This is a genomic window from Gemmobacter nectariphilus DSM 15620 (assembly GCF_000429765.1).
Taxonomy (GTDB): domain Bacteria; phylum Pseudomonadota; class Alphaproteobacteria; order Rhodobacterales; family Rhodobacteraceae; genus Wagnerdoeblera; species Wagnerdoeblera nectariphila.
Genome location: NZ_AUCM01000012.1, coordinates 81,899 through 100,603, shown reverse-complemented (window position 1 = coordinate 100,603; position 18,705 = coordinate 81,899). Strand labels below are relative to the sequence as shown.

The following is an 18,705-nucleotide window of genomic DNA, read 5'->3' as shown; positions in this document are numbered from 1 at the left end:
TGTCGATCAAATACACTGAACGGCTGGCCGAAGCCGAAATCGACCTTTCAGCAGGCACCGTCGGTGACGCCTACGACAATGCGCTGGCCGAATGCGTGATTGGCCTGTTCAAGACCGAAGTCATCAACCAGATCGGCCCTTGGAAATCGATGCGCGAAGTCGAATGGGAAACCCTGAAGTGGGTCGATTGGTATAACAACCGTCGCCTGCTCGGACCCATCGGATACATCCCGCCCGCAGAAGCAGAGGAGGCGTTCTATGCAAACCTGAACACACTCGATATGGTCGCCTAGTCATTGAACAAACCACCCTCCGGTAAACCCGGGGCGGTTCAGAAGGGTTTCCGAGACCTTCACCAGCGCCGAGGTCAGGGCCTCCCAAAGGTTCAGCCCCGGCCGACCCTGCCAGACGTGCAGTTCATCGGCGATCACCACGTTGGGGGTCAGACCATGGTGCGACAGGCCCTCGGAAGACAGCGCCCGATAGGACGATCCGATGCGGCCGCAGAGGATTTCCGAGGTGTAGTCCTTGATGGACAGATAGCGGCCAAGCTGCGGATCGCCGGTCACGATCAGCGCCGCTTCCCGGTATAGCTCGCGCGCCTGTTCCCGGCTGGCAGCGGCCGAGAACACCCGATTGCCGAAGCCGCGTTCCGGGCCCATCAGATGAAGCAGGGTGATCAGCGCGCAAAGCGCCGTCTTGCGGTTGCCGCGCGGCAACAGCAGCACCACGCGGCGCACGATGCGGCTGCCGTCCGGGTGGCGCGGGCCATAGATGCGGCGGATGATGCGTTCCTGCCATGGGTCGAGGCACAGCGCCCGCCCAGGCAGGCGGCTCTTTGGGTGACGCAGCATCCGCAGCCATTGCACCGCCGCCTCGCCATGCCCCAGAGGATCGGGGATTTCGCTGCCATCATCAATCCAGGCCGGGCGCAGCATCAGCCACCCCCGGGAATGATGGACCACAGATCGCGCTGGCCTTCGGTATCTTCGACCGTTGGCCGAGACCGGGAAACAGGGGTGCAGCCAAGTTCCGCCGCCAGCAGCCGCGCCCGCGTCATGGCGTCGGACTGAATGCCGATGGCCGGATTGCGCTTCATGCCGACCAGCAGGGCTTCGCCGTCCTTGTCGATCTTGTAGACCTTCTGCACCGCGCCCAGGCGCTGGATCTCGCGCTCCATCTCGCGGGCCAGCCCCATGGCCATGCAGTAGTTTTCCACCTGCCCAAGGTCGGCCAGGGTCAGGATGCGGCGCGCGGACAGCACCGGAACCACCCGGTCCCATTCTTCGCGCGCATCCGCCGACAGCCAGCCGGGCGCCGTCAGGTCAAGGATCGCGTCCAGGTCGGGGCGGATTTCCGGTTTGGCGCCGCGCATGTCAGTCTACCCCGTTGAAGGCGATGCAGCGCAGCTCCAGCGCAAAGCCGCGCCCCAGCGGCACCACCTCGCGGATGTTGAAGCTGCGCCCCGCATGGCGCACCCGATCGGCCGTGGTGATCTCGCCCGGCCAGAGGGTGCGGAACACGATCACGGTTTCATCGCTCGCGCCGAAGTCGCGGATGAACTCGGTCGTGCCCTGCCGCACGATCTCGGCCGTGAGGCGCGCCTTGTCGGTCCAGGTCATCGAGGGGGTGCCCGCCGCGTCCAGGCTGGCGGGGGCCTTCCTGCACGGTGATCAGGTGCTTGCGCTGCCCGGCGGTCATGGCGCCAGCTCCTTCACCAGCGCCTCGATCGTCACCACGCCATGCGAGGTTTCGCCGTCCGGGTCGCGCATCTGCCGCATGGAAGACACGCGCAGATCGGCGCAATGGAACCCCGGGCCAAGGTCGAGGCGCCCCACAGCAACCGCCGCGCGGATTGCGCCGCAGATGCGCTTGACGCCTTGCAGCGAGGTTTCGCGGGTCCAGACATGGGCGGTATGGTAAACCCGCAGCCGATCACGGGCGATGCTGTCGCCTTCGTCCACCGCCTGACTTTCGCCCAGGATGATGGCCGGGAACAGCGCCGGCCGCTGCCCGGTGTCGAGGATCGCCGCCGCCGGCACCAGTGCGACCACGGCCGGGGTTCCGATCAGCCGCGCCCGCAGCGCCACCTGCACCGCCAGTTCCGCGCTCATCTTGCCTCCCTCACGGCCTTGCCGATGCCGCGCTTGATCGCAGCAAGGGCCTTCTTGCGATGCAGCCGGAAGGCCGGCCAGAAGAACGGCTGCGCCGCGTGCTTGCTGGTGCCGTGTTCTTGCAGATGAGGATAGCGCACATCGGTGTTGCCTGCGGTGATGGCCACCGCGTTTTCGGGCACCACCATCGCGCCGCCCGGCTGGGAATAGGGTGGCGTAGATTGGCCCGGCCCGGTGACTGCAATGCTGGATTTCAGATCGGGGGCGGGGGTCGCGGGATCGTCGGGGGCAAGGTGGCGCATGGTGGCCGCGATCTTTTCCGCCTCGCGCACCAGTGTCGGCTGCACGGCTTCGCGCGCCGCCTGCGGAATCGCCCTCATGCGCCGCTGGAAACTGGCAAGGCCGCCATCGTTCGCCATCAGAAGCTCCAGTCCCGGTATTCGGTGATCAGCTCGCGCACGCCAAAGGGCAGCTCGCGCGCGCCAGGCCCGGCCGTCTCGCGGTTCTCGAACCACCAGGCGACCAGCTGAAGGATCGCCTCGCCCAAGGGTGCGGGGAACGCCTCGCGCGCATCATCCGGCACCGGCTCGGCCTGGGGGTCGATGAAGCGGGCCGCCAGCGTATAGCCCAGCATCCGTTCCACATGGCCTTGCGCCGCCGCCAGCTTGCGCGCCAGCAGCGCGGCATTGGCCGTGGCCATGTCATCGGTCAGGGACAGGTGATCGCGGATCTGGTCGGTCGTGACATAGGCCATGTCAGGGCGCCTCGCTGCGCAGGATTTCCGAGACCGGGCGCAGGCTGGCCTGCACCTTGATCACGCTGTTCGCCGTGTCGAACACCTCTTGCAGGTCGATCACCAGCGCCGACCAGCTGCGCCGGGTCGCCCCGTCGGGAAAGACGATGCGGAACGGGAACGCTTCCAACGCACGCCACGCATTCCACAGCAGCGCCTGCCCGGCATCGGTCGGGTCATTGCCCAGAACGATCTGCATCACCGGCCGCTCCATGTAGGTTTTCAGATGCGACATAGCGGGAAGGCCGTCAGGGAAGTTCAGCGCGGGTTCCAGGTCGGTCATGCGCCATGTGCCGCCCAGCGTGCCGAAAGCCTCGGCCTGGCCGATTTCCACCCAGGCGCCAGACGGCACCGCGCTCGGTTCGAACCCGGGCAAATCGGCCATGAAGATGCGGCTGCCGGCGACGGGGTAAAGCATGGATCAGGCCGCCGCGTTGACCTTGACCACGTTGCTGTTCACCCAGAGCGAGGCGTTGAGCTTCATCACGTTGTTCGCCGTGTCGAAGGCTTCCACCGCGCTGCCGACCTTGGCGACGAAGTAGCGCTCGGACGGGGTGCCGGCCGGCGGGGCATCGTTCAGCACCAGCTTGAAGGCGTAATCGTGGATGGTCTTTTCGGCTGCCAGCAAGGCAATCTGCCCATTATCGTCATAGTCGATGCCGCAGACAACCTCCATGGTGCCGGCGTTTCGGGTGCCTTTCAGGCGCCGGGTGCGGTTCGCCGCGATTCCGTCGAAGGTGATTTCCGCCGAGGCATCGCCGACCGATCCAAGGCCCTCGGTCTCGCCGACTTCCACCCAGGTCTGACTGGCAAAGTCCGTCAGCACGAAGTCGGTGGATTTGGCCGCCAGCGCCCCGCCGATATAGAGCTTGGCGCCGTTCGTCGCGTAAATGGTCATTGGGGTGTTCTCCCGAACTGGCGGCGCTCTTCGCGTTGCTTGGCGCCGGAATGACAGGGGGTGCAGAGGGATTGCAGATTGGTCGGGTCAAGCCGCCGATCGGGGGCTTCCCGGCGGGGCACGACGTGATCCACCTCGGCAGCAGGCGCCCCGCAGCGGCAGCAGCGGGGATGCGCTGCCAGATGCGCCGCGCGCAGCTTGCGCCAGTCAGCGCCCAGCCCCCGCGCGGTGGCGCTGGGGCGGGTCTTGTCGAACCGCGCCTTGCGCTCTGCATCGGCCTTGGCCCGGCAGGGGCAGCGCCCGCCAGGGGGCACCACCTTGCCGCAGGCGCAGACCTTGGGCGCGGCCGTGGGCATCAGGCCACCGGGCGGGTCAGGGGTTCGGTCACAGCCACGGCGCCGGCCGCGATGCTGGTGCCGCCGGCCTTGGTCAGCGACAGGCGCACATAGCGCTTGAACCCGCGATAGCCGAGGCGATAGCTCGCCGAGGCCTCCAGCGTGTCCGGGGCGTCGGTGTCGATCACCGCAGCCGCCGCATCGGCAAAGTCGCCGCTGGTCGTGGTGTCGCTTTCCTGAATGGTCACCCCGAAGTCACCATCGCCCTCGATGGCCCCGGTGTTGACCACGAAGGCCACCGAACGGGCGGCTTGCAGGTCGATGGTGGCACCCGTGGCGGCCGCCGCCTGCACGGCAGGGGCCAGCGCCAGGGTGGCCGCGATGTTGGAATACAGATCACGCATGGCGGTTGCTCCTTACGAGGTGGCCATTTTCAGCTTGCGGAACCGGGCGGCCTGCAGGACGCCCCCGCCCACCCGGCGGGTGGCGTGGATCCGGGTCATCCCATTGGTGCGCTGGGTGTAGGGGTCGACCAGCACGTCGAGGCCCACCCGGTCGAGGATGCGGTAGGCCTTGAAGTCGGCATAGACGATGGGGAAGGCGTCGGCGGCAATATCGGGCATGTCCACCATCTCGACCACCGGGCGGCCGAGGATCATTTCGGGCTGCCCGGCCTGATAGGACGGCTGCCACAGGAAACGGCCGTCGCCATCCTTCAGCTTGCGGACCGTGGCCAGCGTGGTGCCGTTCATCGCCCAGGCGCCCGCATTGCGATAGGTCGCGGGCATCGCATACATGAGGTTGATCAGCGCATCGGCCGACAGGTTCGCCGCATGGCCGTTCGCCGTATAGGCAATGTCGGCATTGACCATGAAGCCCTCAGGCTCCAGCACGCCTTCGCCCGAGACAAAGGCCGTGGCTTCCTTCTTGCCGAAGTCTTCGGCCAGCGCGCTGCGCACCTCGGTTTCGGCCTGCGGCGCATCGGCCAGCAGCCGGTTGGAAATGTCCACATAAGTGGCCAGTTCCTTCACCGCGATTTCCTTCTGCCCGAAGGTGATTGTCGAGGCCGTGCGGGCCTGGGTCTCGCCCACCCAGCGGGCGTTGGTGCTGTCGCCGCGCGTGGGGTAGATGGTCGAGGGTGCCGTGGTGCCGCGCACATCGGCCACCGCCCGGATGGGCGAGAACTCGACCAGATCGCGGATCACTTCCGAAGACAGCTCGGCCGGCGCCAGATAGCCGCCCTGCGGATCGCTGGACTGGTTCAGCGCCTTCTGTTCCTCGGCCGTGATGGCATCGCCAAGGCGCAGATAGGCGGCAAAGGCCTTGCGTTCGGCGGTCGGCTCCTTCGGATCATCCGCGCCGCCCTGCGGCCGGTTCGCCTTGGCCTCCAGCTTGTCGAGGCGGGCCACCAGCGCCGTGGTGTCGGCCTTCTTCTCCAGGTCGGCCATCTTGGCTTCCAGCGCCGCAATGTCCGGGGTCTCGGTCTTTTCCGTCATGGGGTGTTCCTTTGCTGACGTGATGCGCGCGCCGGGGTGCATCGGTATGGCGACAACGGAGATTTCGAACAGGTCGATCTTGTGCAGGTCTCGCCCGCCGCCACGGCGCGGGGTCTTGCTGGTGGCCATGTAGCCAATGGAAAGCCCGCCCATGGCCTTGGCCCGGATCAGGTCGAGGATCTCGCGCCCGCGCTGGACGCTGACCGTGATCTGACCCTTGACGCGCAGGCCTTCCGGGGTCTCTTCGCCCGAATTCCAGACGCCGATAACGTCCTTCTGGTCGTGGCTGGCCAGCATGGGGATGGGGAAAGAAGCGCCCGCAAAGGCCCCGCGATGAACCACGTCGCCGCCCCGATCGGGGGTGCCGAACACCGAGGCCAGCCCCTCGATCGTGCCATCCTCGGTAACGGCGAACTGCGCCTTGATTTCCAGCCGGTCCATCAGCGCAGCCCCTGGAAGGCGGCACGGTCGGCCGCGAAGCTGTCAACCTGCGCCTGCACCCACGGGGCCGCGCGCAGAAGCCGCAGCACGTTGCCATGGGTGAAGGGCACCGGCTCGCCCGCCTCGCGCACGTTCCAGCCCAGAACGCAGGCGGCCAGGCTGTTCAGCCGCGCCTTCTCGCGGGCGGCTGCGTTGACCATTCCGGCATCGTCGGCGGCCTCGGCCAGCTCGTCCATCATCCTCAGACGGGCGCGCGCTTGCGTGGCGCTGTCCGGGCCTGCAATGCGCAGGGTGATCCCCACGCCCTTGCCCGTCACCGGATCCAGAAGGTCGAAGTCGCGGCCCCGGTCGTGGTCCTGCGCCTCGGCCTCGATCTCATGCAGTTCCATCGGTCGGGTCCTCTTTGGCGGGTGGGGTCGCCGGGGTCTGGGAAATGTTGGGGTTCAGGAACTCGTCGCCGCCCTCGCGCGGGGGCAGGCCCAGCCAGTCGCGGCCCTCGTTCGGGTTGATCGTGCGGCTGGCGATCAGGCTGTTGATCGTGGTGGCGCGGGTCGCCAGATCGGCGCGGGTCAGGTCGTCACGATCGAACCGGATCACATGGGTTGCCCGCTCGGCATCCGAGAACAACGCCCGGCGCAGCGCGCCTTCAAGCCCGCGCAGCCACGGCTCCAGCGTGTAGCTCAGGAACTCGCGGCCCTTCTGTTCGCTGTTCGACCAGGTGGCCCGGCTCAGATCGCCCACCATCGGCGCCGGAATGTTGAACGCCCGCGCGATTTCCTCGATCTGGAACCGGCGGTTCTCGAGGAACTGCGCATCGGTGGAAGCGAAGGTAAAAGGCTGGAACGTCATGCCATCGTAGAGCATCGCCGTGCGGCCCTGATCCTCGCCTTCATGGGCGGCGCGCCAGGCCGCGCGGGCGGCCTTGATGGCTTCTTCCTTCACCCCCGCCGGCATCATCAGCGCGCCGCTCGGGCGGGCGCCACGGGTGAACAGCCGCCCCGCGTGGCGGTCCAGTGCCACCGCGATTCCGATGGCCTCGCGCGCCAGCGACAGCGGGGCACGGCCCAGCGGCGGCAGCAGGTGGATCACGTCGCGCGCCGGGATCACCCGGCCGCCCAGCCGGTAGCGCCGTTCGCCGTTGTCGGTGTCCAGATCGAAGATCAGGTTGGCGCGGTAGCGCAGCAGCTCGCGCGGCTCGTCGCCCACCCGGTTGACCCAGACCATGCCGCCCAGGTCGGACATGAGGGCATCCGCGACGATCTGGCGGATCAACTCGAACCCGCTGGTCCACTCGTTCGCCTCATCGCGCAGAAGGGCGAGAACCGGATGGCCGGGCACGTCGATTTCCGCGCCGCCCTCGATCCGCTTCACCATCACGTCAAGCGAGGCCACCGCCTCGCTGATCAGCTGTATCGCGTTTGCCACCACCGGCACCCGCAGCGCCTCGCCTGCGCTGACCGCGATGCCGGAAGCGGTCGGGGCAGCCACGCCGAACAGCTCTTCCCACGATCCTGCCGTGGTCAGGGACTTGGTTTCAGGCTCGGAAGCCTTGCGGGAAAAGGGCCAGATACGCATAGACCAGTTTATGCGCGCTGCCCGCCGTGGTCGTCACCCTCCAGAAACCTACAAAGTCCTCCAAAGTCGTGCTGCCCGTCAGATTTTCGCGGCGCGCAACCACGCCACCAGCTCGGACTTGTAGGCGAAGTGGCGGCCGCTGCCCTCGGGCTTGTAGATCGGCACCCGGGGATCCTTGGCCAGTTCGCGGCACTTGTTCACCGACAGCCCCAGCACCTTGCCGATTTCCTCCAGCCCCCAGATCGGCCGGTTCGGCTCCAGCACTTCATCCGCGCGCCTGCGATCGAGGGGCGGATTGTCCGCATCCGCCTTCTGGAATTTTCCCATTTCGAAGCCCACTTCCCCGTCTCCTTGCCCGTCAATCTTCATAACTCATTGATAAAAAGCCTATTTCGGCCCTCTATCGCGCTTGGTTCCCCGCGCCGGTCCCCAGCCAGGGCGCAAAGTCCAGAACCACCCCCCGGGTCAGGCCGTTCCGGCTGGCGCCACCATCGCCAGCGCCACATCCTCGACCGTTGGCGGATTGCGCAGCCGACCAGCTGCGCTTTCGAGGCGCTGCGCCGCCAGCTCATCACCCCAGACCATGGCCATGCCAACCACGATCTGCGCATGGGCACCGGCCAGGATGGCGAAGGGGTCCAGCCCCTGCACAGTCAACTGCCCGATCACCTCGGCCACCGCGTCCCCGGCAACCTTCGCCTCGGCATCGAGGCGCCGCAGCAGCTCAGCCCTGTCTTCCTGTTTCATCGGCTTTCCCTTGAAATTTGGTTTGGTGTCCGTGTCCGGAATTCGGACATGGCTATTGGGGTTGCCGGCCGGTCTGGGCCTCGACCCATGCGGCCAGTGCCTTGCGCGATGCCCACCAGCGCCCGCCGACACGGCGCACGGGAATTGCGTTGGTCCCCTCCTGCGCCATGCGCCGAAGCGTCGGTGCGCTCAGCCCGCAGATGGCAGCGATCTGGGGCAGCCCGATCAGCCGATCGGGATCGGCCGGGATCTTCGTGTAGACGTTCGGCATATGCCGTTCCTTTCTCAGCATTCGATCTGCCACTTCCGCCAAAGCTCGTCTTCGGTGAAGCGGCCGAGTCTGACGATTTCCCGGGCAAGGGTCTTGGTGACCTTGAACGCCGGGATGTTCTCTCCAGCCGACAGGCGGTCAGCGATGGCCTGCGCCTCGGTCTGAATGTCGCCGCCTCGCGCGTGCGCGCGTGTGTATGGTTCTCTTCTATGGTTCTGGGGGGCATTTTTGCCCCCTTTTTTTACGCAGATTTGCCCCCTTTTTTTCTCGTCGATTGGGGGCATTTCTGCCCCCTTTTCTTGCTCTAAACGGGGCATTTTTGCCCCCTTTTTCTGGGACGGAAACGGCACGATTTCTGCTTGGAAGAGGAACACAATGCTGGCAGTCCGCCCGGATCCCGGCCCCTTTGACAGGCGCCGGATGCACCCGGATTCGACCAGATCGGCCATCGACCGCTTGATCGTATCGACCGAACAGCCGAGGTCTTCTGCCAGTTTTGTGGGGCTCGGGTTGCATTGTCCGGTCTTGTAGTTCGCACGTCGCAGGACCAGTTCATGCGCCAACAGGCGCGCCATCGGTGACAGCGCGCCACGCCCCCGGATGGCCTCCAGCCACCGGAAACGCGCCTTGTCATCGCTCCAGATATGAAGCGGTATTTCGCCACCCACGAAGCCACGATCCACGCCGAAGCCTCGCATTACTGACCGTCGGCACCCAGCCCAGCCACCGCCTCGTGCAGGACACAGACCAGGGCCTCGGCAATCGCCAGGGTTTCGGCAACGCTGTGGTCTCGGGCTTCGATTTCGTCGAGGTCAATGCACTCCACGGATGCCAGGGCATGACGCGCGGTTTTAACCAGCATCCCGATGCTATAGGCCAGATAGGCTTCGGAGTGCCGGCCATCCAGCGTCAACAACAGCTTGGCGGCGCTCATGGCATCACCCATGTGTCAGAGACCGGGGGCAGCCAGTCGGCATTCTGCGCAAAGCCGGCGCGGGGGCGGGTGGCGCTGGGGTCATCCGAGTGGGCCACTACGGGAACCTGCGCCGACCGCTGCCGCAGCTGGGCTTCATTCAGCCTGCCAAGGTTCCATGCGAGGATCCGCAGCATGTCCGAGATTGCACAAAGCGAACCGGGAACGATGCTGTCAGCGGGCCAGTCCTGACCCGCGAACAGGGTATCGACCAGATCGGCGATATTGCTTGCGTCCTGCGCGGCGCTGCCGACGCAGTCGATGCGCAGGGCAGTGGGCAGATGATCCATCGTCATTCCGCACCACCTTTCGGAAGCATGTCCCAGCCAAGGTTATCAGCCAGCGAATGGCCGATTTCCTGCGCTTCCTCGATCAGTCGCAACATGAAGTCCCTGCGATCGGGCAAGTCGATCGCGATGTTCAGCGTGTCGATGATGCGGGCCAGCAGCTCGGCGGCATCGGCCTGTTGCCGGATGTGATCATGCAGTTCGCTCATGCAGTCACCTCGCGCGCGTTCAGCCAGGCCATCACGTCGGCCTCGCGCCAGTAGTTGCGCTGGCCGATGGTGATGGGCTTGGGAAAGCCCAGCTCGGGGCGGTTCATCCAGCGGTGCAGGGTCACCTTGGAGACACCCCCGCAGATCGTGCGCACCGCGCCCGAGGGCAACATGCGGGGCAGGGGGGCTTGCGCGTCATTCGCCAGCGTGGTCATGTGCCCCCCGATGGTTCGTTTTGCGATCCGTCCCGGCGGCGGGGGCGTGTCCGCCAAGATCTTCCCCCGCTGCCTTCATCCGTTCCCGAATCGAACGGATCACTTCCGAGTTCTGACTCGACCTGTTGATGCGTGCCTGATCTTCGAGCCACGCCTTCACATCGGCCGGAAACCGAACCCCGACTTGAACTATTTTCATAGTCACCTCTTGGGCTGAACAATGCCCCAACATGGTCACATTGTGTGAGCATAGTCACATTCTGTGCGCATTGCGTCAAGCGGTGATATAGGCACAAAGTGTGACTATGTGGCCCGGGGGATTCTAATGACCAAGAGCAAGCGCGAAGAGGCTGGGCAAATAGTTATTCGCCCGCCAGCCGGGATGCGGGACAGGATCAAGGCTGCCGCAGAGGCAAACAACCGCAGCATGAACGCCGAGATCGTGGCAACGCTAGAGGAAAAATATCCTGCGCCAGCCTCGCCGGAGGCTCAAAAGTGGCTCGATCTAGAGGATCAGATCCAAGCCAAGAGGTCGAAGCTGGACGAGCTTTGGGAGTTGTCGAACGCCACAAAGGGCACGCCAGAGTGGCATGAAGTCGCAGACGAGTATCTTCGGATTTCGCGGGAAATGGATCAGCTCAACCAGCAGCAGGATCTCCTGACAGGTTTGGACGCCGTTGAAATGATTGAGAAATATTTTCGAGAAATGGCAACCCGTAGAGATTAGACAAACGGGATGCTATCGCGTGTGATCGCGGTTGATGCGGCGGATCTTAGTCCGGACAATCCGCAGCCCCTTCACCCGGGAACTTAGACCGCAAGGGGTGGTCCACAGGGGGGGGGCTGATCTACCCCGATCACTCACTCGGCCCAGCGGCACCTGTTGCGCAGGTAGTCCGCCAGCGCCTCGACGGTGAACAGCTGCCTGTCATACAGCCGCGTCACCAGAAGCCCGACCTCGCGTTCGCTCGGGCTGACAGCATGACAGCGCAATACCCGGTTATTGCGGAAGCTCGGTCGCTCGCCTGCACACTTGGTCGCCACGGGCAGCCCCCGGTTTCCTGCCGGGCAGCGCTATGGTAACCGTAGTCCCGCCCGTGCGCACCCAGCCCCAGAGGAACCGAATCGCGCCCGCACAGTTTACGCTTTGTCAGACTGTCAAGAGTAACGATGTTGAGCAATGAGGTTCATTTCACTTGATCCGGACACTATGTCGGCGATAGTGGGGAAGAAAGATTTCTTGACGTCAAGTTCCCGTCCAGTTCGAAGAGTTGTGAGAGGCTGACATGGCCGCCGTGAAAAAACCGCATGGAATCAAGCTGAAGGCTTGGGTGGATGATGTGCTGATCGCGCCCGTCCTCGGGCGGCGCATGTTCACGAAGATCATTACGGACAAGTTTCTCAAGACGGCGATTCGCGATGCGAAGAAGGCTCGCGGCGGCTCGCTGACGCCAAACGCGGCCCTCCTGAAGAGCGCGGCGAAGTCCTTTAACACCGTCCACCGCGCCCGCTAAGGCACGTCTGCCCCGCATGTCACAGATCATTGAAGAGGTGCGGGGCCCCTACTGTCTGGCCAGTTTTCGTTGTGGCTATCGGGACATCGAGAAGTTCGGGAAGAAGGCATACAAGGTCCATCACAAGGCCCTGCCAGAGTGCCGCGTTCGGGTGCTCTATGATGGTGACGACGTTCTGGGCTTTCACAGCATGTCAGTGAAGGTTCCTGCGGCCGGCGAGATGATTGACACAGAGTCGGTTTACGCTGGTGATCAGACATTTCTGTATCTCGATCACCTTGCGGTTCATTCGAACCACCAGAAGAAGAAGCATTCCACCACACTGATGGTGGATGTGTTCGCTATCGCGGCCGAAACCATGAACAAGTTCGGCAGGATCTTCGCCCTGTCCCTGAATGCTGCGAACGCGGATGCAGAGCGATTCTTCAAGAGGTGGGCCTTCGTCAGTATATCGGACAGCAGCACGCCGTTCATGGTCCTTGACCGCGCAAGTGTCATCAGCACTTACGAAGCAATTAAGGCCGAAGCGGCAGCTAGCTCGGCATCATCCGCAGCCTGATCACGTTCCCCGCCGTGCCCTCGACCAGCTCGGCCAGCAGCCGCGCCCAGGCGTCCAGCGCGTGGCGCTTTTCGTCGGCATAGTCGTGCCGCTGGTAGACCGCGACAATGCCGCCCCCGGTGCCGCTGACGTGGTTCAGGACGGCTTCGGTGACGCGCACGGGGATGCCCAGCCGCGCCATCCGGGTGGCCATGGTGCGCCGCAGATCGTGGAACGTCCAATGCGGGATCGCCACCGGCTCGCCACGTTCCTTCTCGGCTGCGGCTGCCATCGCATCGGCCAGGTGCCGCATCGCCTTGCGGAAGCCTGAAACGGGTGTGGTGCCCGTGGTCGTGAAGATGAAATGCACCTTGCCCTTGTCATCGGCCACGCGGGTGATGCCGTCCAGCACCGCGCGCAGGGCAGGGGACAGCGGCACGTCATGCGCCCGGCCGTTCTTGGTGCGGGTCGAGGCCAGGTGCCATGTGTCCCCATGTATCTCGGCATCTGACATTGCGGTGACCTCGCCCAGGCGCTGGCCGGTCAGCAGCAGGGCCTTGCCCAGTGGTCCCCAGGGGTAGCCCGTTGCCTCGCAGGCGGCCCAGAACCAGCGGATTTCGTCATCCGACAGCACCCGCTCGCGGCTGCGTTCCTTGACGGGGGCCTTGACCTTGAGCGTGGGCGGAACCTCGATCACGTCGCGATCCGCGCACCAGCCGAAGAACTTGGACAGATAGGCGCGCATCCGGTTTGCGGCCGTGGGCGTGCCGGCATCCACCAGACCATCCAGCAGGTCCACCACGTCGCGCCGGGTGATGGTGTTTATGTCGCGCTCGCCCCACTTGGGAATGACGTGCAGGTAGAGTTGCTGGCGCACGGTCTTGCCGCTTTTGATCGTGGACAGGTGGCGCCGGTCGAACTGGTCGATCAGGGCCTTCACCTTGTCGCGGTCGCTCTCGGGCTTGGGGGCTTTGGCCGCCTTGACTTCGGCCGCCGGGTCGCGTCCTTCGGTCGCTGCCGCCAGTGCGTTGCGTGCCCGTGCGCGGGCCTCGGCCAGCGACAGGACAGGGTAGGGGCCAAGGGTCATCCGGCGATGGGTGCCGCCGTGACGATACCTGACCTGCCAGCCCTTTTTCCCGGTCGGCTGGACCACGAGATAAAGGCCGGTGCAGAGGTCGTCAGGGATCTCCTGTCGCCGATCGGTTGGCTGGAGTTTGTCCACCAGCTGGGCGCTGAGCTTCATAATCAAATGGTCCTTCTGGGGAACAAACTGGGGAACAGAGTAGGCGGAACCCTCCGTTACCATGAGAAACGCATGTTTACCGATTTTGTGCAATATAATAATGGGTTATGCGCCGCCATTCTGGCAGATCGTTACTTTCCGATAATGTCGGAAACGCGAAAATCTTCTAATGTTAATCAATTGGTCGTAGGTTCGATCCCTACCGCCGGAGCCAGAAATCCCTGATAATCCAGAGATTTACGAGCAAGCCCCTGCAAGGGGGCTCTTCTCGTTCTTGCACGGTGGGCGATCGGGGAACTGCCTGGTCTTGCCAGCACTCGCCGCTCGCGCCGCGCAGGGATATCAGTCGGGTCTTCTGCGCGATCTCGGGGTCTTCGCACTCGCCGAGGAACGGAGGTGCAAGGGCCGCCATGGCAAGCCTGGGCGCATCCTGCACGATTTCGCCATGCCATGATCCCATCCAGTCGGGCGGCGGTCAGCGGTTGCTTGCTGATCGGGGCAAGCGCCTTGGCGCCCGTCACGTGCGAACGGCGGCAAAATATGACGTGCGAAGGTGCCCACAAGACTTCGGGGCCATTCAGGCGCGCAGGTGCCGCGAGGACGATTGCTTATCAGGGCTATGCGCCCGCCATGTTTGCCCGGCACAGACCCGGCCACGATCAACTGAAGGCAGCCTTGTCATGAACGCGGCAAGACCATGGGGCAGGGCGAACGCGAAATCCGGCCATCAGGGCCGGATCGATGCGTTCCCTGGCTGATCCGCCGGATGCCAGAGCCGAACATCGCGCAGCTAGATCTCGATTTTCTGGAACCCGTCGCGCAGCGCGTTCGACCAGGCCTCGGACATGGCGCGGAAATCGTTGTCGCCGGCCTCGATCCGCCGCGTCATGCCAACCTCGAGCGTGTCCTTTTCGATCACGCACAGATCAAGCGGCATGCCGACCGACAGGTTGGACCGCAGCGTCGAATCCATGCTCAGCAGCACGGCTTTTTGCGCGTCCAGCAGGCTGGTTGCGGGCGTGACGACGCGGTCAAGGATCGGCTTGCCGTACTTGTGCTCGCCGATCTGCAGGAAGGGGGTGTCCTCGGTCGCCTCGATGAAATTCCCCTCGGGGTAGATCAGGAACATCCGCATCCCGCCGCCCTTGCGCTGGCCGGCGACGATCATGCTGGCGCTGGCACCCTGGCCCATGGCCGACAGCTTTTCCTGAATCTCGCCGCGCACCTTGGCAAGGGTCGAGCCGACGATCTCGGCCACGGCCAGCATGGTGGGGGCCTTGAGGATGCAATTGGTCGAATCCGCATCGGGCGAATCGTTCATGTCGCGCAGCCGGGCAATGGTGGTCTGCGTCACCGACAGGCTGCCGGCGGTCATGATGACGATCACCCGCTCGCCCGGCACCTCAAAGGTGAACATCTTGCGATAGGTGGCGATGTTGTCGAGCCCGGCATTGGTGCGGGTATCCGACAGCAGCACCATTCCCTTGTTCAGCAGCAGGCCGACGCAGTAGGTCATCGTCACAAATCCGATTCTGTTCCCATGCAGGATCTAACCGCATTTCTGCGGCGCGGAAACAGGCCCGGCAGGCGCGCCCCGGCACCGCGCCGGAAATACCAGCGCTGTTGCAGGCCTGCCGATCCTTATTGCTGCGACTGCTGCGACGATTGCACGGCCTGAACCGCGACCGTCACATCCATGGTTTCCTCGCCAGGACCACGGGCGATGCCCCGGATCGGCGCGGCATCGCGGGCATCGAACCCCGATCCCAGCCGGATGTAGCGCTCATCCGGGCAGCAGCGGTTGGCAGGATCGAACCCGACCCAGCCCAGCCCCTCGACCCACAGTTCGGCCCAGGCATGGGCCGCCTCGTGGGTCTTGCCATCGGCATCGGCCAGCAGATAGCCCGAGACATAGCGCCCCGGCATCTCGCGCACCCGTGCGCAGGCGATCAGCGCATGGGCATGGTCCTGGCAAACCCCTTCGCCTTGCGCCAGTGCCTCGGCGGCGGTGGTATGCGGATCGGTGGAGCCGGGACGATAGGCGATCGCCTCGGCCACGATGGCCGACAGGCCATGCGCCAGCGACAGTCGGTCAGGCGCCGTCACCGATCGGGCCAGCGCCTTGAGCCCGGAATCGGCCCAGGTCGGGGCCGTCTCGCGCAGATAGGCCATGGCGGGGACCGTTTCCCGGTGCCCGCGCAGAACGCCCGCCATATCCGTGGTTTCCACCACGCCGCGCACCGTCACCGTGATGTCCGAAACCGGACCGGCCACCGTCCAGCCCTGCACCCAGTCGCCCGCCCCGTCGCGGAAGCCCCCGCCCCGGACCCCGCCCGAGACGTCGACCTCCCACGCGATGACCCGCTGCCCATCGCAACTGGACGGCTGCAGCCGGTGGCTTTGCACGGCCGCCCGCACCGGCTGGTCATAGCGGTAATGCGTCACATGCTCGACCGAGAGCCTCATCGCACATCCCCGCTCAGATAGGCGTCATGCACGGCCTGGCCGATCCCCGACACCTCACCGATGAACCGCGTCAGGAACTCGTGCATCCCTTCCTCGAAGATGTCCTCGACCTTCATCTCGGCCAGCTCCCCCAGCATCCCGCGCGCCAGATCCTGCGCCGGACCCGAACGATGATAGCGCCGCGCCAGCCGGTCAAGATGCAGCATCGCCCCTTCGGCGCAAGTGATCAGCGAACGCGGGCACTGGCTGTTGAGGATCAGGAAATGCGCGATCTTCGCCGCCGTCACCTCGCCGCCATAGGCCCAGTGGAACGCCCGATGCGAGGACATTGCCCGCAGCAGCGTCGTCCACTGGTAATTGTCCAGCCCCGATCCGACAAAGTCCGCCCGCGGCAGCAGGACATAATACTTCACGTCCAGCAGCCGGGCCGTATTATCCGCCCGCTCGAGCAGAAAGCCAAGATTCAGGAAGTCGTGGCCATCATTGCGCAGCAAGGTCGCATCGATGGCCCCGCGCACAAGCGCGGCATGGCGCAGCGTCCATTCGGTCAGCGTGAACGACGACAGATCGCTGCGCGGGGTGCGCTCCAGCTGGCGCAATTCCTGAAAGGCGGTGTTCAGCGCGTCCCACACCTGGACCGACAGCGCGGTCCGCACGATCCGCCCGTTCTCGCGCGCCCGGGTGATGCAGCTGGCAACCGATCCGGGATTGTCGCGATCAAAGAACAGATGGCTTTCAATGTTGCGCTGCACCGCCTCGCCGTATTTGCGGGCGAATTCGTCGGCGCTGCCACCTGCCTGCAACAGCGCGTCCCATTCGTTGCGATAGCCTTGCCCGGCATTGGGCAGCAGCGCGATCCGCGCGCCGACCTCCAGCGCCCGCGCCGCTGTCTCGGCCCGCTCCATATAGCGCGCCAGCCAGTAGAGGTTATCAGCCGTCCGGCTCAGCATGCTACCCCCCCGCGCCCGGCCGCCCTTTCATCTGTCCACAAATATCCCGCGGGGGTGCGGGGGCGCGAAGCCCCCGCTGCCGACCGCGTCAGCTTGCAGGCCGCATGCATCATTCCGCCAGCACCCATGTATCCTTGACCCCCCCGCCTTGCGACGAGTTCACCACCAGCGAGCCTTCGCGCAGTGCGACGCGCGTCAGCCCGCCCGGCACCAGCTCGATCCGCTCGCCCACCAGGCAATAGGGCCGCAAATCCACATGCCGTGGCGCGACGCCCTCCTCGACAAAGGTCGGCACGGTCGACAGGGCCAGCGTCGGCTGGGCGATATAGTTGTCCGGATCGCTGACGATACGCTGGCGGAAGCTCTCGATCTGCTCGGTGGTCGATTTCGGACCCACCAGCATCCCGTACCCGCCCGAGCCATGGACTTCCTTCACCACCAGCTCGCCCAGGTTTTCCAGCACATATTTCAGATCGTCCGCCTTCTGGCATTGCCAGGTGGGGACGTTCTGCAAGATCGGCTCTTCGCCCAGATAGAACCGGACCATCTCGGGCACATAGGTATAGACGGCCTTGTCATCGGCCACACCCGCGCCCGGCGCCGAACAGATGCTGACCCCGCCCGATCGGTAGACATCCATCAAGCCCGGCACGCCCAGCATGGAATCGGGGCGAAAGCACAGCGGGTCAAGGAAGCTGTCGTCGATGCGCCGGTAGATCACATCCACCCGCTTCGGGCCTTCGGTGGTGCGCATCCAGACGAACTCGCCCTCGACGAACAGATCCTGTCCCTCGACCAGCTCGACCCCCATGAGGTCGGCCAGGAAGGAATGTTCGTAATAGGCGCTGTTGAAATGCCCTGGCGTCAGGATCACCACATTCGGCTCGCGGTCGCATTTCATCGGCGCGACCGAGGCCAGCGTGCGCCGCAGCGCCTCGGGATAGCCATCGACCGGCTGGATGCGATTTTCCCGGAAGATGTCAGGGAACATCCGCATCATGATCTCGCGGTTTTCCAGCATGTAGGACACGCCCGACGGGGTGCGGCAATTGTCCTCGAGCACATAGAACTCGTCCGGCCCGGTGCGCACAAGGTCGATGCCGACGATATGGCTGAACACGCCCTTGGGCGGCTTGATGCCTGCGACGGCCTTTTCATAGGCCTCGTTGCAATAGACCAGCCGCGAGGGGATGCGCCCTGCGCGCACGATCTCGCCCCGGTCATAGACATCGGCCAGAAAGGCGTTCAGCGCGCGCGCCCGCTGCTTGATGCCGCGTTCCAGCCGGGTCCATTCTTGGTTGGTGAAAACCCGCGGGAACATGTCGAACGGGATCAGCCGGTCCGGATCGCCCCCTTCGCCATAGACGGCAAAGGTGATGCCGATGCGGCGGAACAGCTCCTCGGCCTCGGCCTGCTTCATCTGGCGCAGCTCGGCCGGCATGGCCGCCACCCAGTCCTGAAGCCGGGCATAGGGCGGGCGAACCTGCCCTTTCTGGAACATTTCGTTGAAGAACTCGGCCACGATGCCCCCTGATGCACGCCTTGGGTCCAGTCAATCACTGCACGCCGCGAAAGGACAAGCCCCCGCGGGCAGCATGTGGCTGACTTGCAGGCGGGTGCGCAAATTTTAGGCGAAATTG

General features: G+C 64.8%; 31 protein-coding genes. 4 read left to right on the top strand and 27 right to left on the bottom strand.

The features are described from left to right. Positions 1–293 (top strand): integrase core domain-containing protein (locus G481_RS0113620; RefSeq protein ID WP_028030532.1); only part of this gene is annotated, 293 nt, incomplete at its 5' end. On the opposite strand, the gene G481_RS0113615 is transcribed toward G481_RS0113620, so the two are convergent. The 21 genes from G481_RS0113615 to G481_RS0113515 all read right to left on the bottom strand — a co-directional run bounded on the left by G481_RS0113615 (position 294) and on the right by G481_RS0113515 (position 10,354). Then, positions 294–938, bottom strand: coding sequence for a terminase large subunit domain-containing protein (locus G481_RS0113615; protein ID WP_028030531.1), 645 nt, complete (start codon positions 936–938; stop codon positions 294–296). Then, entirely contained in the window at positions 938–1,375 is a 438-nt protein-coding gene (locus tag G481_RS0113610; RefSeq protein ID WP_028030530.1) for a phage terminase small subunit P27 family, read from the bottom strand. The genes G481_RS0113615 and G481_RS0113610 overlap by 1 nt, the downstream gene beginning before the upstream one ends. Position 1,376: 1 nt before the next feature. Then, complete coding sequence (locus tag G481_RS23820) at positions 1,377–1,646, bottom strand: phage head completion protein (protein WP_051294531.1); 270 nt, start codon at positions 1,644–1,646, stop codon at positions 1,377–1,379. A 51-nt stretch (positions 1,647–1,697) separates the two neighbouring features. Beyond that, the gene (locus G481_RS0113600) at positions 1,698–2,114 is read right to left on the bottom strand and encodes a DUF3168 domain-containing protein (RefSeq protein ID WP_028030529.1); all 417 of its coding nucleotides are present in this window, start codon (positions 2,112–2,114) and stop codon (positions 1,698–1,700) included. Beyond that, a complete protein-coding gene (locus G481_RS0113595) occupies positions 2,111–2,533 on the bottom strand; it encodes an HK97-gp10 family putative phage morphogenesis protein (RefSeq protein WP_028030528.1) in 423 nt (140 codons plus the stop codon). The genes G481_RS0113600 and G481_RS0113595 overlap by 4 nt, the downstream gene beginning before the upstream one ends. Beyond that, entirely contained in the window at positions 2,533–2,868 is a 336-nt protein-coding gene (locus tag G481_RS0113590; RefSeq protein ID WP_028030527.1) for a head-tail connector protein, read from the bottom strand. The genes G481_RS0113595 and G481_RS0113590 overlap by 1 nt, the downstream gene beginning before the upstream one ends. A 1-nt stretch (position 2,869) precedes the next feature. Next, entirely contained in the window at positions 2,870–3,325 is a 456-nt protein-coding gene (locus G481_RS23815; RefSeq protein ID WP_051294530.1) for a hypothetical protein, read from the bottom strand. A gap of 3 nt (positions 3,326–3,328) precedes the next feature. Next, positions 3,329–3,805, bottom strand: coding sequence for a hypothetical protein (locus G481_RS0113580; RefSeq protein WP_028030526.1), 477 nt, complete (start codon positions 3,803–3,805; stop codon positions 3,329–3,331). Then, entirely contained in the window at positions 3,802–4,161 is a 360-nt protein-coding gene (locus tag G481_RS0113575; protein WP_028030525.1) for an HNH endonuclease, read from the bottom strand. The genes G481_RS0113580 and G481_RS0113575 overlap by 4 nt, the downstream gene beginning before the upstream one ends. Next, positions 4,161–4,544, bottom strand: coding sequence for a hypothetical protein (locus tag G481_RS0113570; protein WP_028030524.1), 384 nt, complete (start codon positions 4,542–4,544; stop codon positions 4,161–4,163). Before G481_RS0113570 ends, G481_RS0113575 begins: the two co-directional genes overlap by 1 nt. A 12-nt stretch (positions 4,545–4,556) precedes the next feature. Beyond that, on the bottom strand, positions 4,557–6,077 hold the full coding sequence (locus G481_RS0113565; protein WP_035026041.1) for a phage major capsid protein: 1,521 nt from the start codon (positions 6,075–6,077) through the stop codon (positions 4,557–4,559). Beyond that, on the bottom strand, positions 6,077–6,466 hold the full coding sequence (locus tag G481_RS0113560) for a hypothetical protein (RefSeq protein ID WP_028030522.1): 390 nt from the start codon (positions 6,464–6,466) through the stop codon (positions 6,077–6,079). The genes G481_RS0113565 and G481_RS0113560 overlap by 1 nt, the downstream gene beginning before the upstream one ends. Next, entirely contained in the window at positions 6,453–7,652 is a 1,200-nt protein-coding gene (locus G481_RS23810) for a phage portal protein (protein WP_035026038.1), read from the bottom strand. The genes G481_RS0113560 and G481_RS23810 overlap by 14 nt, the downstream gene beginning before the upstream one ends. A gap of 78 nt (positions 7,653–7,730) precedes the next feature. After that, complete coding sequence (locus G481_RS0113550) at positions 7,731–7,991, bottom strand: DNA-binding protein (RefSeq protein ID WP_425402463.1); 261 nt, start codon at positions 7,989–7,991, stop codon at positions 7,731–7,733. A 126-nt stretch (positions 7,992–8,117) separates the two neighbouring features. Further along, positions 8,118–8,399 carry a hypothetical protein gene (locus tag G481_RS0113545; RefSeq protein WP_028030520.1) on the bottom strand — a complete coding sequence of 94 codons (282 nt, stop codon included), beginning with the start codon at positions 8,397–8,399 and terminating at the stop codon, positions 8,118–8,120. Positions 8,400–8,451: 52 nt separating this feature from the next. Continuing rightward, positions 8,452–8,670, bottom strand: coding sequence for a helix-turn-helix transcriptional regulator (locus G481_RS23805; protein ID WP_035026036.1), 219 nt, complete (start codon positions 8,668–8,670; stop codon positions 8,452–8,454). 14 nt (positions 8,671–8,684) lie between these two features. Continuing rightward, positions 8,685–9,353 (bottom strand): helix-turn-helix domain-containing protein, encoded by a 669-nt coding sequence (locus tag G481_RS0113535; protein ID WP_161630526.1) that lies wholly within the window; start codon positions 9,351–9,353, stop codon positions 8,685–8,687. A gap of 14 nt (positions 9,354–9,367) precedes the next feature. After that, the gene (locus tag G481_RS0113530; protein ID WP_028030518.1) at positions 9,368–9,604 is read right to left on the bottom strand and encodes a hypothetical protein; all 237 of its coding nucleotides are present in this window, start codon (positions 9,602–9,604) and stop codon (positions 9,368–9,370) included. Further along, the gene (locus G481_RS0113525) at positions 9,601–9,939 is read right to left on the bottom strand and encodes a hypothetical protein (protein WP_028030517.1); all 339 of its coding nucleotides are present in this window, start codon (positions 9,937–9,939) and stop codon (positions 9,601–9,603) included. Before G481_RS0113525 ends, G481_RS0113530 begins: the two co-directional genes overlap by 4 nt. Continuing rightward, complete coding sequence (locus G481_RS0113520) at positions 9,936–10,139, bottom strand: hypothetical protein (protein ID WP_028030516.1); 204 nt, start codon at positions 10,137–10,139, stop codon at positions 9,936–9,938. The genes G481_RS0113525 and G481_RS0113520 overlap by 4 nt, the downstream gene beginning before the upstream one ends. After that, complete coding sequence (locus G481_RS0113515) at positions 10,136–10,354, bottom strand: helix-turn-helix transcriptional regulator (protein WP_051294529.1); 219 nt, start codon at positions 10,352–10,354, stop codon at positions 10,136–10,138. The genes G481_RS0113520 and G481_RS0113515 overlap by 4 nt, the downstream gene beginning before the upstream one ends. A gap of 325 nt (positions 10,355–10,679) precedes the next feature. Here G481_RS0113515 and G481_RS23800 point away from each other — a divergent pair, with 325 nt between their 5' ends. After that, complete coding sequence (locus G481_RS23800; RefSeq protein WP_035026033.1) at positions 10,680–11,081, top strand: Arc family DNA-binding protein; 402 nt, start codon at positions 10,680–10,682, stop codon at positions 11,079–11,081. 134 nt (positions 11,082–11,215) lie between these two features. On the opposite strand, the gene G481_RS25920 is transcribed toward G481_RS23800, so the two are convergent. After that, a complete protein-coding gene (locus G481_RS25920; protein ID WP_154664609.1) occupies positions 11,216–11,398 on the bottom strand; it encodes a hypothetical protein in 183 nt (60 codons plus the stop codon). Positions 11,399–11,640: 242 nt separating this feature from the next. Between G481_RS25920 and G481_RS0113500 the strand changes: the two genes are divergently transcribed. Together G481_RS0113500 and G481_RS0113495 are read left to right on the top strand one after the other, a co-directional pair. Continuing rightward, on the top strand, positions 11,641–11,868 hold the full coding sequence (locus G481_RS0113500) for a hypothetical protein (protein ID WP_028030514.1): 228 nt from the start codon (positions 11,641–11,643) through the stop codon (positions 11,866–11,868). 16 nt (positions 11,869–11,884) lie between these two features. After that, positions 11,885–12,427 (top strand): GNAT family N-acetyltransferase, encoded by a 543-nt coding sequence (locus G481_RS0113495; protein ID WP_028030513.1) that lies wholly within the window; start codon positions 11,885–11,887, stop codon positions 12,425–12,427. Here the strand turns inward: G481_RS0113495 and G481_RS0113490 are convergent. The 5 genes from G481_RS0113490 to G481_RS0113465 all read right to left on the bottom strand — a co-directional run bounded on the left by G481_RS0113490 (position 12,402) and on the right by G481_RS0113465 (position 18,566). Continuing rightward, on the bottom strand, positions 12,402–13,649 hold the full coding sequence (locus G481_RS0113490) for a tyrosine-type recombinase/integrase (RefSeq protein ID WP_028030512.1): 1,248 nt from the start codon (positions 13,647–13,649) through the stop codon (positions 12,402–12,404). The genes G481_RS0113495 and G481_RS0113490 overlap by 26 nt on opposite strands. Before the next feature lie 790 nt (positions 13,650–14,439). After that, the gene (locus G481_RS0113480) at positions 14,440–15,165 is read right to left on the bottom strand and encodes a proteasome-type protease (protein ID WP_028030510.1); all 726 of its coding nucleotides are present in this window, start codon (positions 15,163–15,165) and stop codon (positions 14,440–14,442) included. A gap of 125 nt (positions 15,166–15,290) precedes the next feature. Beyond that, the gene (locus tag G481_RS0113475; RefSeq protein WP_028030509.1) at positions 15,291–16,115 is read right to left on the bottom strand and encodes a transglutaminase family protein; all 825 of its coding nucleotides are present in this window, start codon (positions 16,113–16,115) and stop codon (positions 15,291–15,293) included. Then, positions 16,112–17,065, bottom strand: coding sequence for an alpha-E domain-containing protein (locus G481_RS0113470; RefSeq protein ID WP_028030508.1), 954 nt, complete (start codon positions 17,063–17,065; stop codon positions 16,112–16,114). Before G481_RS0113470 ends, G481_RS0113475 begins: the two co-directional genes overlap by 4 nt. Before the next feature lie 109 nt (positions 17,066–17,174). Then, positions 17,175–18,566, bottom strand: a complete 1,392-nt coding sequence (locus G481_RS0113465; protein WP_028030507.1) for a circularly permuted type 2 ATP-grasp protein — start codon at positions 18,564–18,566, stop codon at positions 17,175–17,177. Between the last annotated feature and the right edge of the window lie 139 nt (positions 18,567–18,705).

Bases quoted from the DNA above. Each gene is read 5' to 3' on its own strand.
- G481_RS0113615 (WP_028030531.1), bottom strand. From the start codon at position 938: ATGCTGCGCCCGGCCTGGATTGATGATGGCAGCGAAATCCCCGATCCT.
- G481_RS0113610 (WP_028030530.1), bottom strand. From the start codon at position 1,375: ATGCGCGGCGCCAAACCGGAAATCCGCCCCGACCTGGACGCGATCCTT.
- G481_RS0113600 (WP_028030529.1), bottom strand. From the start codon at position 2,114: ATGAGCGCGGAACTGGCGGTGCAGGTGGCGCTGCGGGCGCGGCTGATC.
- G481_RS0113595 (WP_028030528.1), bottom strand. From the start codon at position 2,533: ATGGCGAACGATGGCGGCCTTGCCAGTTTCCAGCGGCGCATGAGGGCG.
- G481_RS0113590 (WP_028030527.1), bottom strand. From the start codon at position 2,868: ATGGCCTATGTCACGACCGACCAGATCCGCGATCACCTGTCCCTGACC.
- G481_RS23815 (WP_051294530.1), bottom strand. From the start codon at position 3,325: ATGCTTTACCCCGTCGCCGGCAGCCGCATCTTCATGGCCGATTTGCCC.
- G481_RS0113580 (WP_028030526.1), bottom strand. From the start codon at position 3,805: ATGACCATTTACGCGACGAACGGCGCCAAGCTCTATATCGGCGGGGCG.
- G481_RS0113575 (WP_028030525.1), bottom strand. From the start codon at position 4,161: ATGCCCACGGCCGCGCCCAAGGTCTGCGCCTGCGGCAAGGTGGTGCCC.
- G481_RS0113570 (WP_028030524.1), bottom strand. From the start codon at position 4,544: ATGCGTGATCTGTATTCCAACATCGCGGCCACCCTGGCGCTGGCCCCT.
- G481_RS0113565 (WP_035026041.1), bottom strand. From the start codon at position 6,077: ATGGACCGGCTGGAAATCAAGGCGCAGTTCGCCGTTACCGAGGATGGC.
- G481_RS0113560 (WP_028030522.1), bottom strand. From the start codon at position 6,466: ATGGAACTGCATGAGATCGAGGCCGAGGCGCAGGACCACGACCGGGGC.
- G481_RS23810 (WP_035026038.1), bottom strand. From the start codon at position 7,652: ATGCGTATCTGGCCCTTTTCCCGCAAGGCTTCCGAGCCTGAAACCAAG.
- G481_RS0113545 (WP_028030520.1), bottom strand. From the start codon at position 8,399: ATGAAACAGGAAGACAGGGCTGAGCTGCTGCGGCGCCTCGATGCCGAG.
- G481_RS23805 (WP_035026036.1), bottom strand. From the start codon at position 8,670: ATGCCGAACGTCTACACGAAGATCCCGGCCGATCCCGATCGGCTGATC.
- G481_RS0113530 (WP_028030518.1), bottom strand. From the start codon at position 9,604: ATGAGCGCCGCCAAGCTGTTGTTGACGCTGGATGGCCGGCACTCCGAA.
- G481_RS0113525 (WP_028030517.1), bottom strand. From the start codon at position 9,939: ATGACGATGGATCATCTGCCCACTGCCCTGCGCATCGACTGCGTCGGC.
- G481_RS0113520 (WP_028030516.1), bottom strand. From the start codon at position 10,139: ATGAGCGAACTGCATGATCACATCCGGCAACAGGCCGATGCCGCCGAG.
- G481_RS0113515 (WP_051294529.1), bottom strand. From the start codon at position 10,354: ATGACCACGCTGGCGAATGACGCGCAAGCCCCCCTGCCCCGCATGTTG.
- G481_RS23800 (WP_035026033.1), top strand. From the start codon at position 10,680: ATGACCAAGAGCAAGCGCGAAGAGGCTGGGCAAATAGTTATTCGCCCG.
- G481_RS0113500 (WP_028030514.1), top strand. From the start codon at position 11,641: ATGGCCGCCGTGAAAAAACCGCATGGAATCAAGCTGAAGGCTTGGGTG.
- G481_RS0113495 (WP_028030513.1), top strand. From the start codon at position 11,885: ATGTCACAGATCATTGAAGAGGTGCGGGGCCCCTACTGTCTGGCCAGT.
- G481_RS0113490 (WP_028030512.1), bottom strand. From the start codon at position 13,649: ATGAAGCTCAGCGCCCAGCTGGTGGACAAACTCCAGCCAACCGATCGG.
- G481_RS0113480 (WP_028030510.1), bottom strand. From the start codon at position 15,165: ATGACCTACTGCGTCGGCCTGCTGCTGAACAAGGGAATGGTGCTGCTG.
- G481_RS0113475 (WP_028030509.1), bottom strand. From the start codon at position 16,115: ATGAGGCTCTCGGTCGAGCATGTGACGCATTACCGCTATGACCAGCCG.
- G481_RS0113470 (WP_028030508.1), bottom strand. From the start codon at position 17,065: ATGCTGAGCCGGACGGCTGATAACCTCTACTGGCTGGCGCGCTATATG.
- G481_RS0113465 (WP_028030507.1), bottom strand. From the start codon at position 18,566: ATGTTCCAGAAAGGGCAGGTTCGCCCGCCCTATGCCCGGCTTCAGGAC.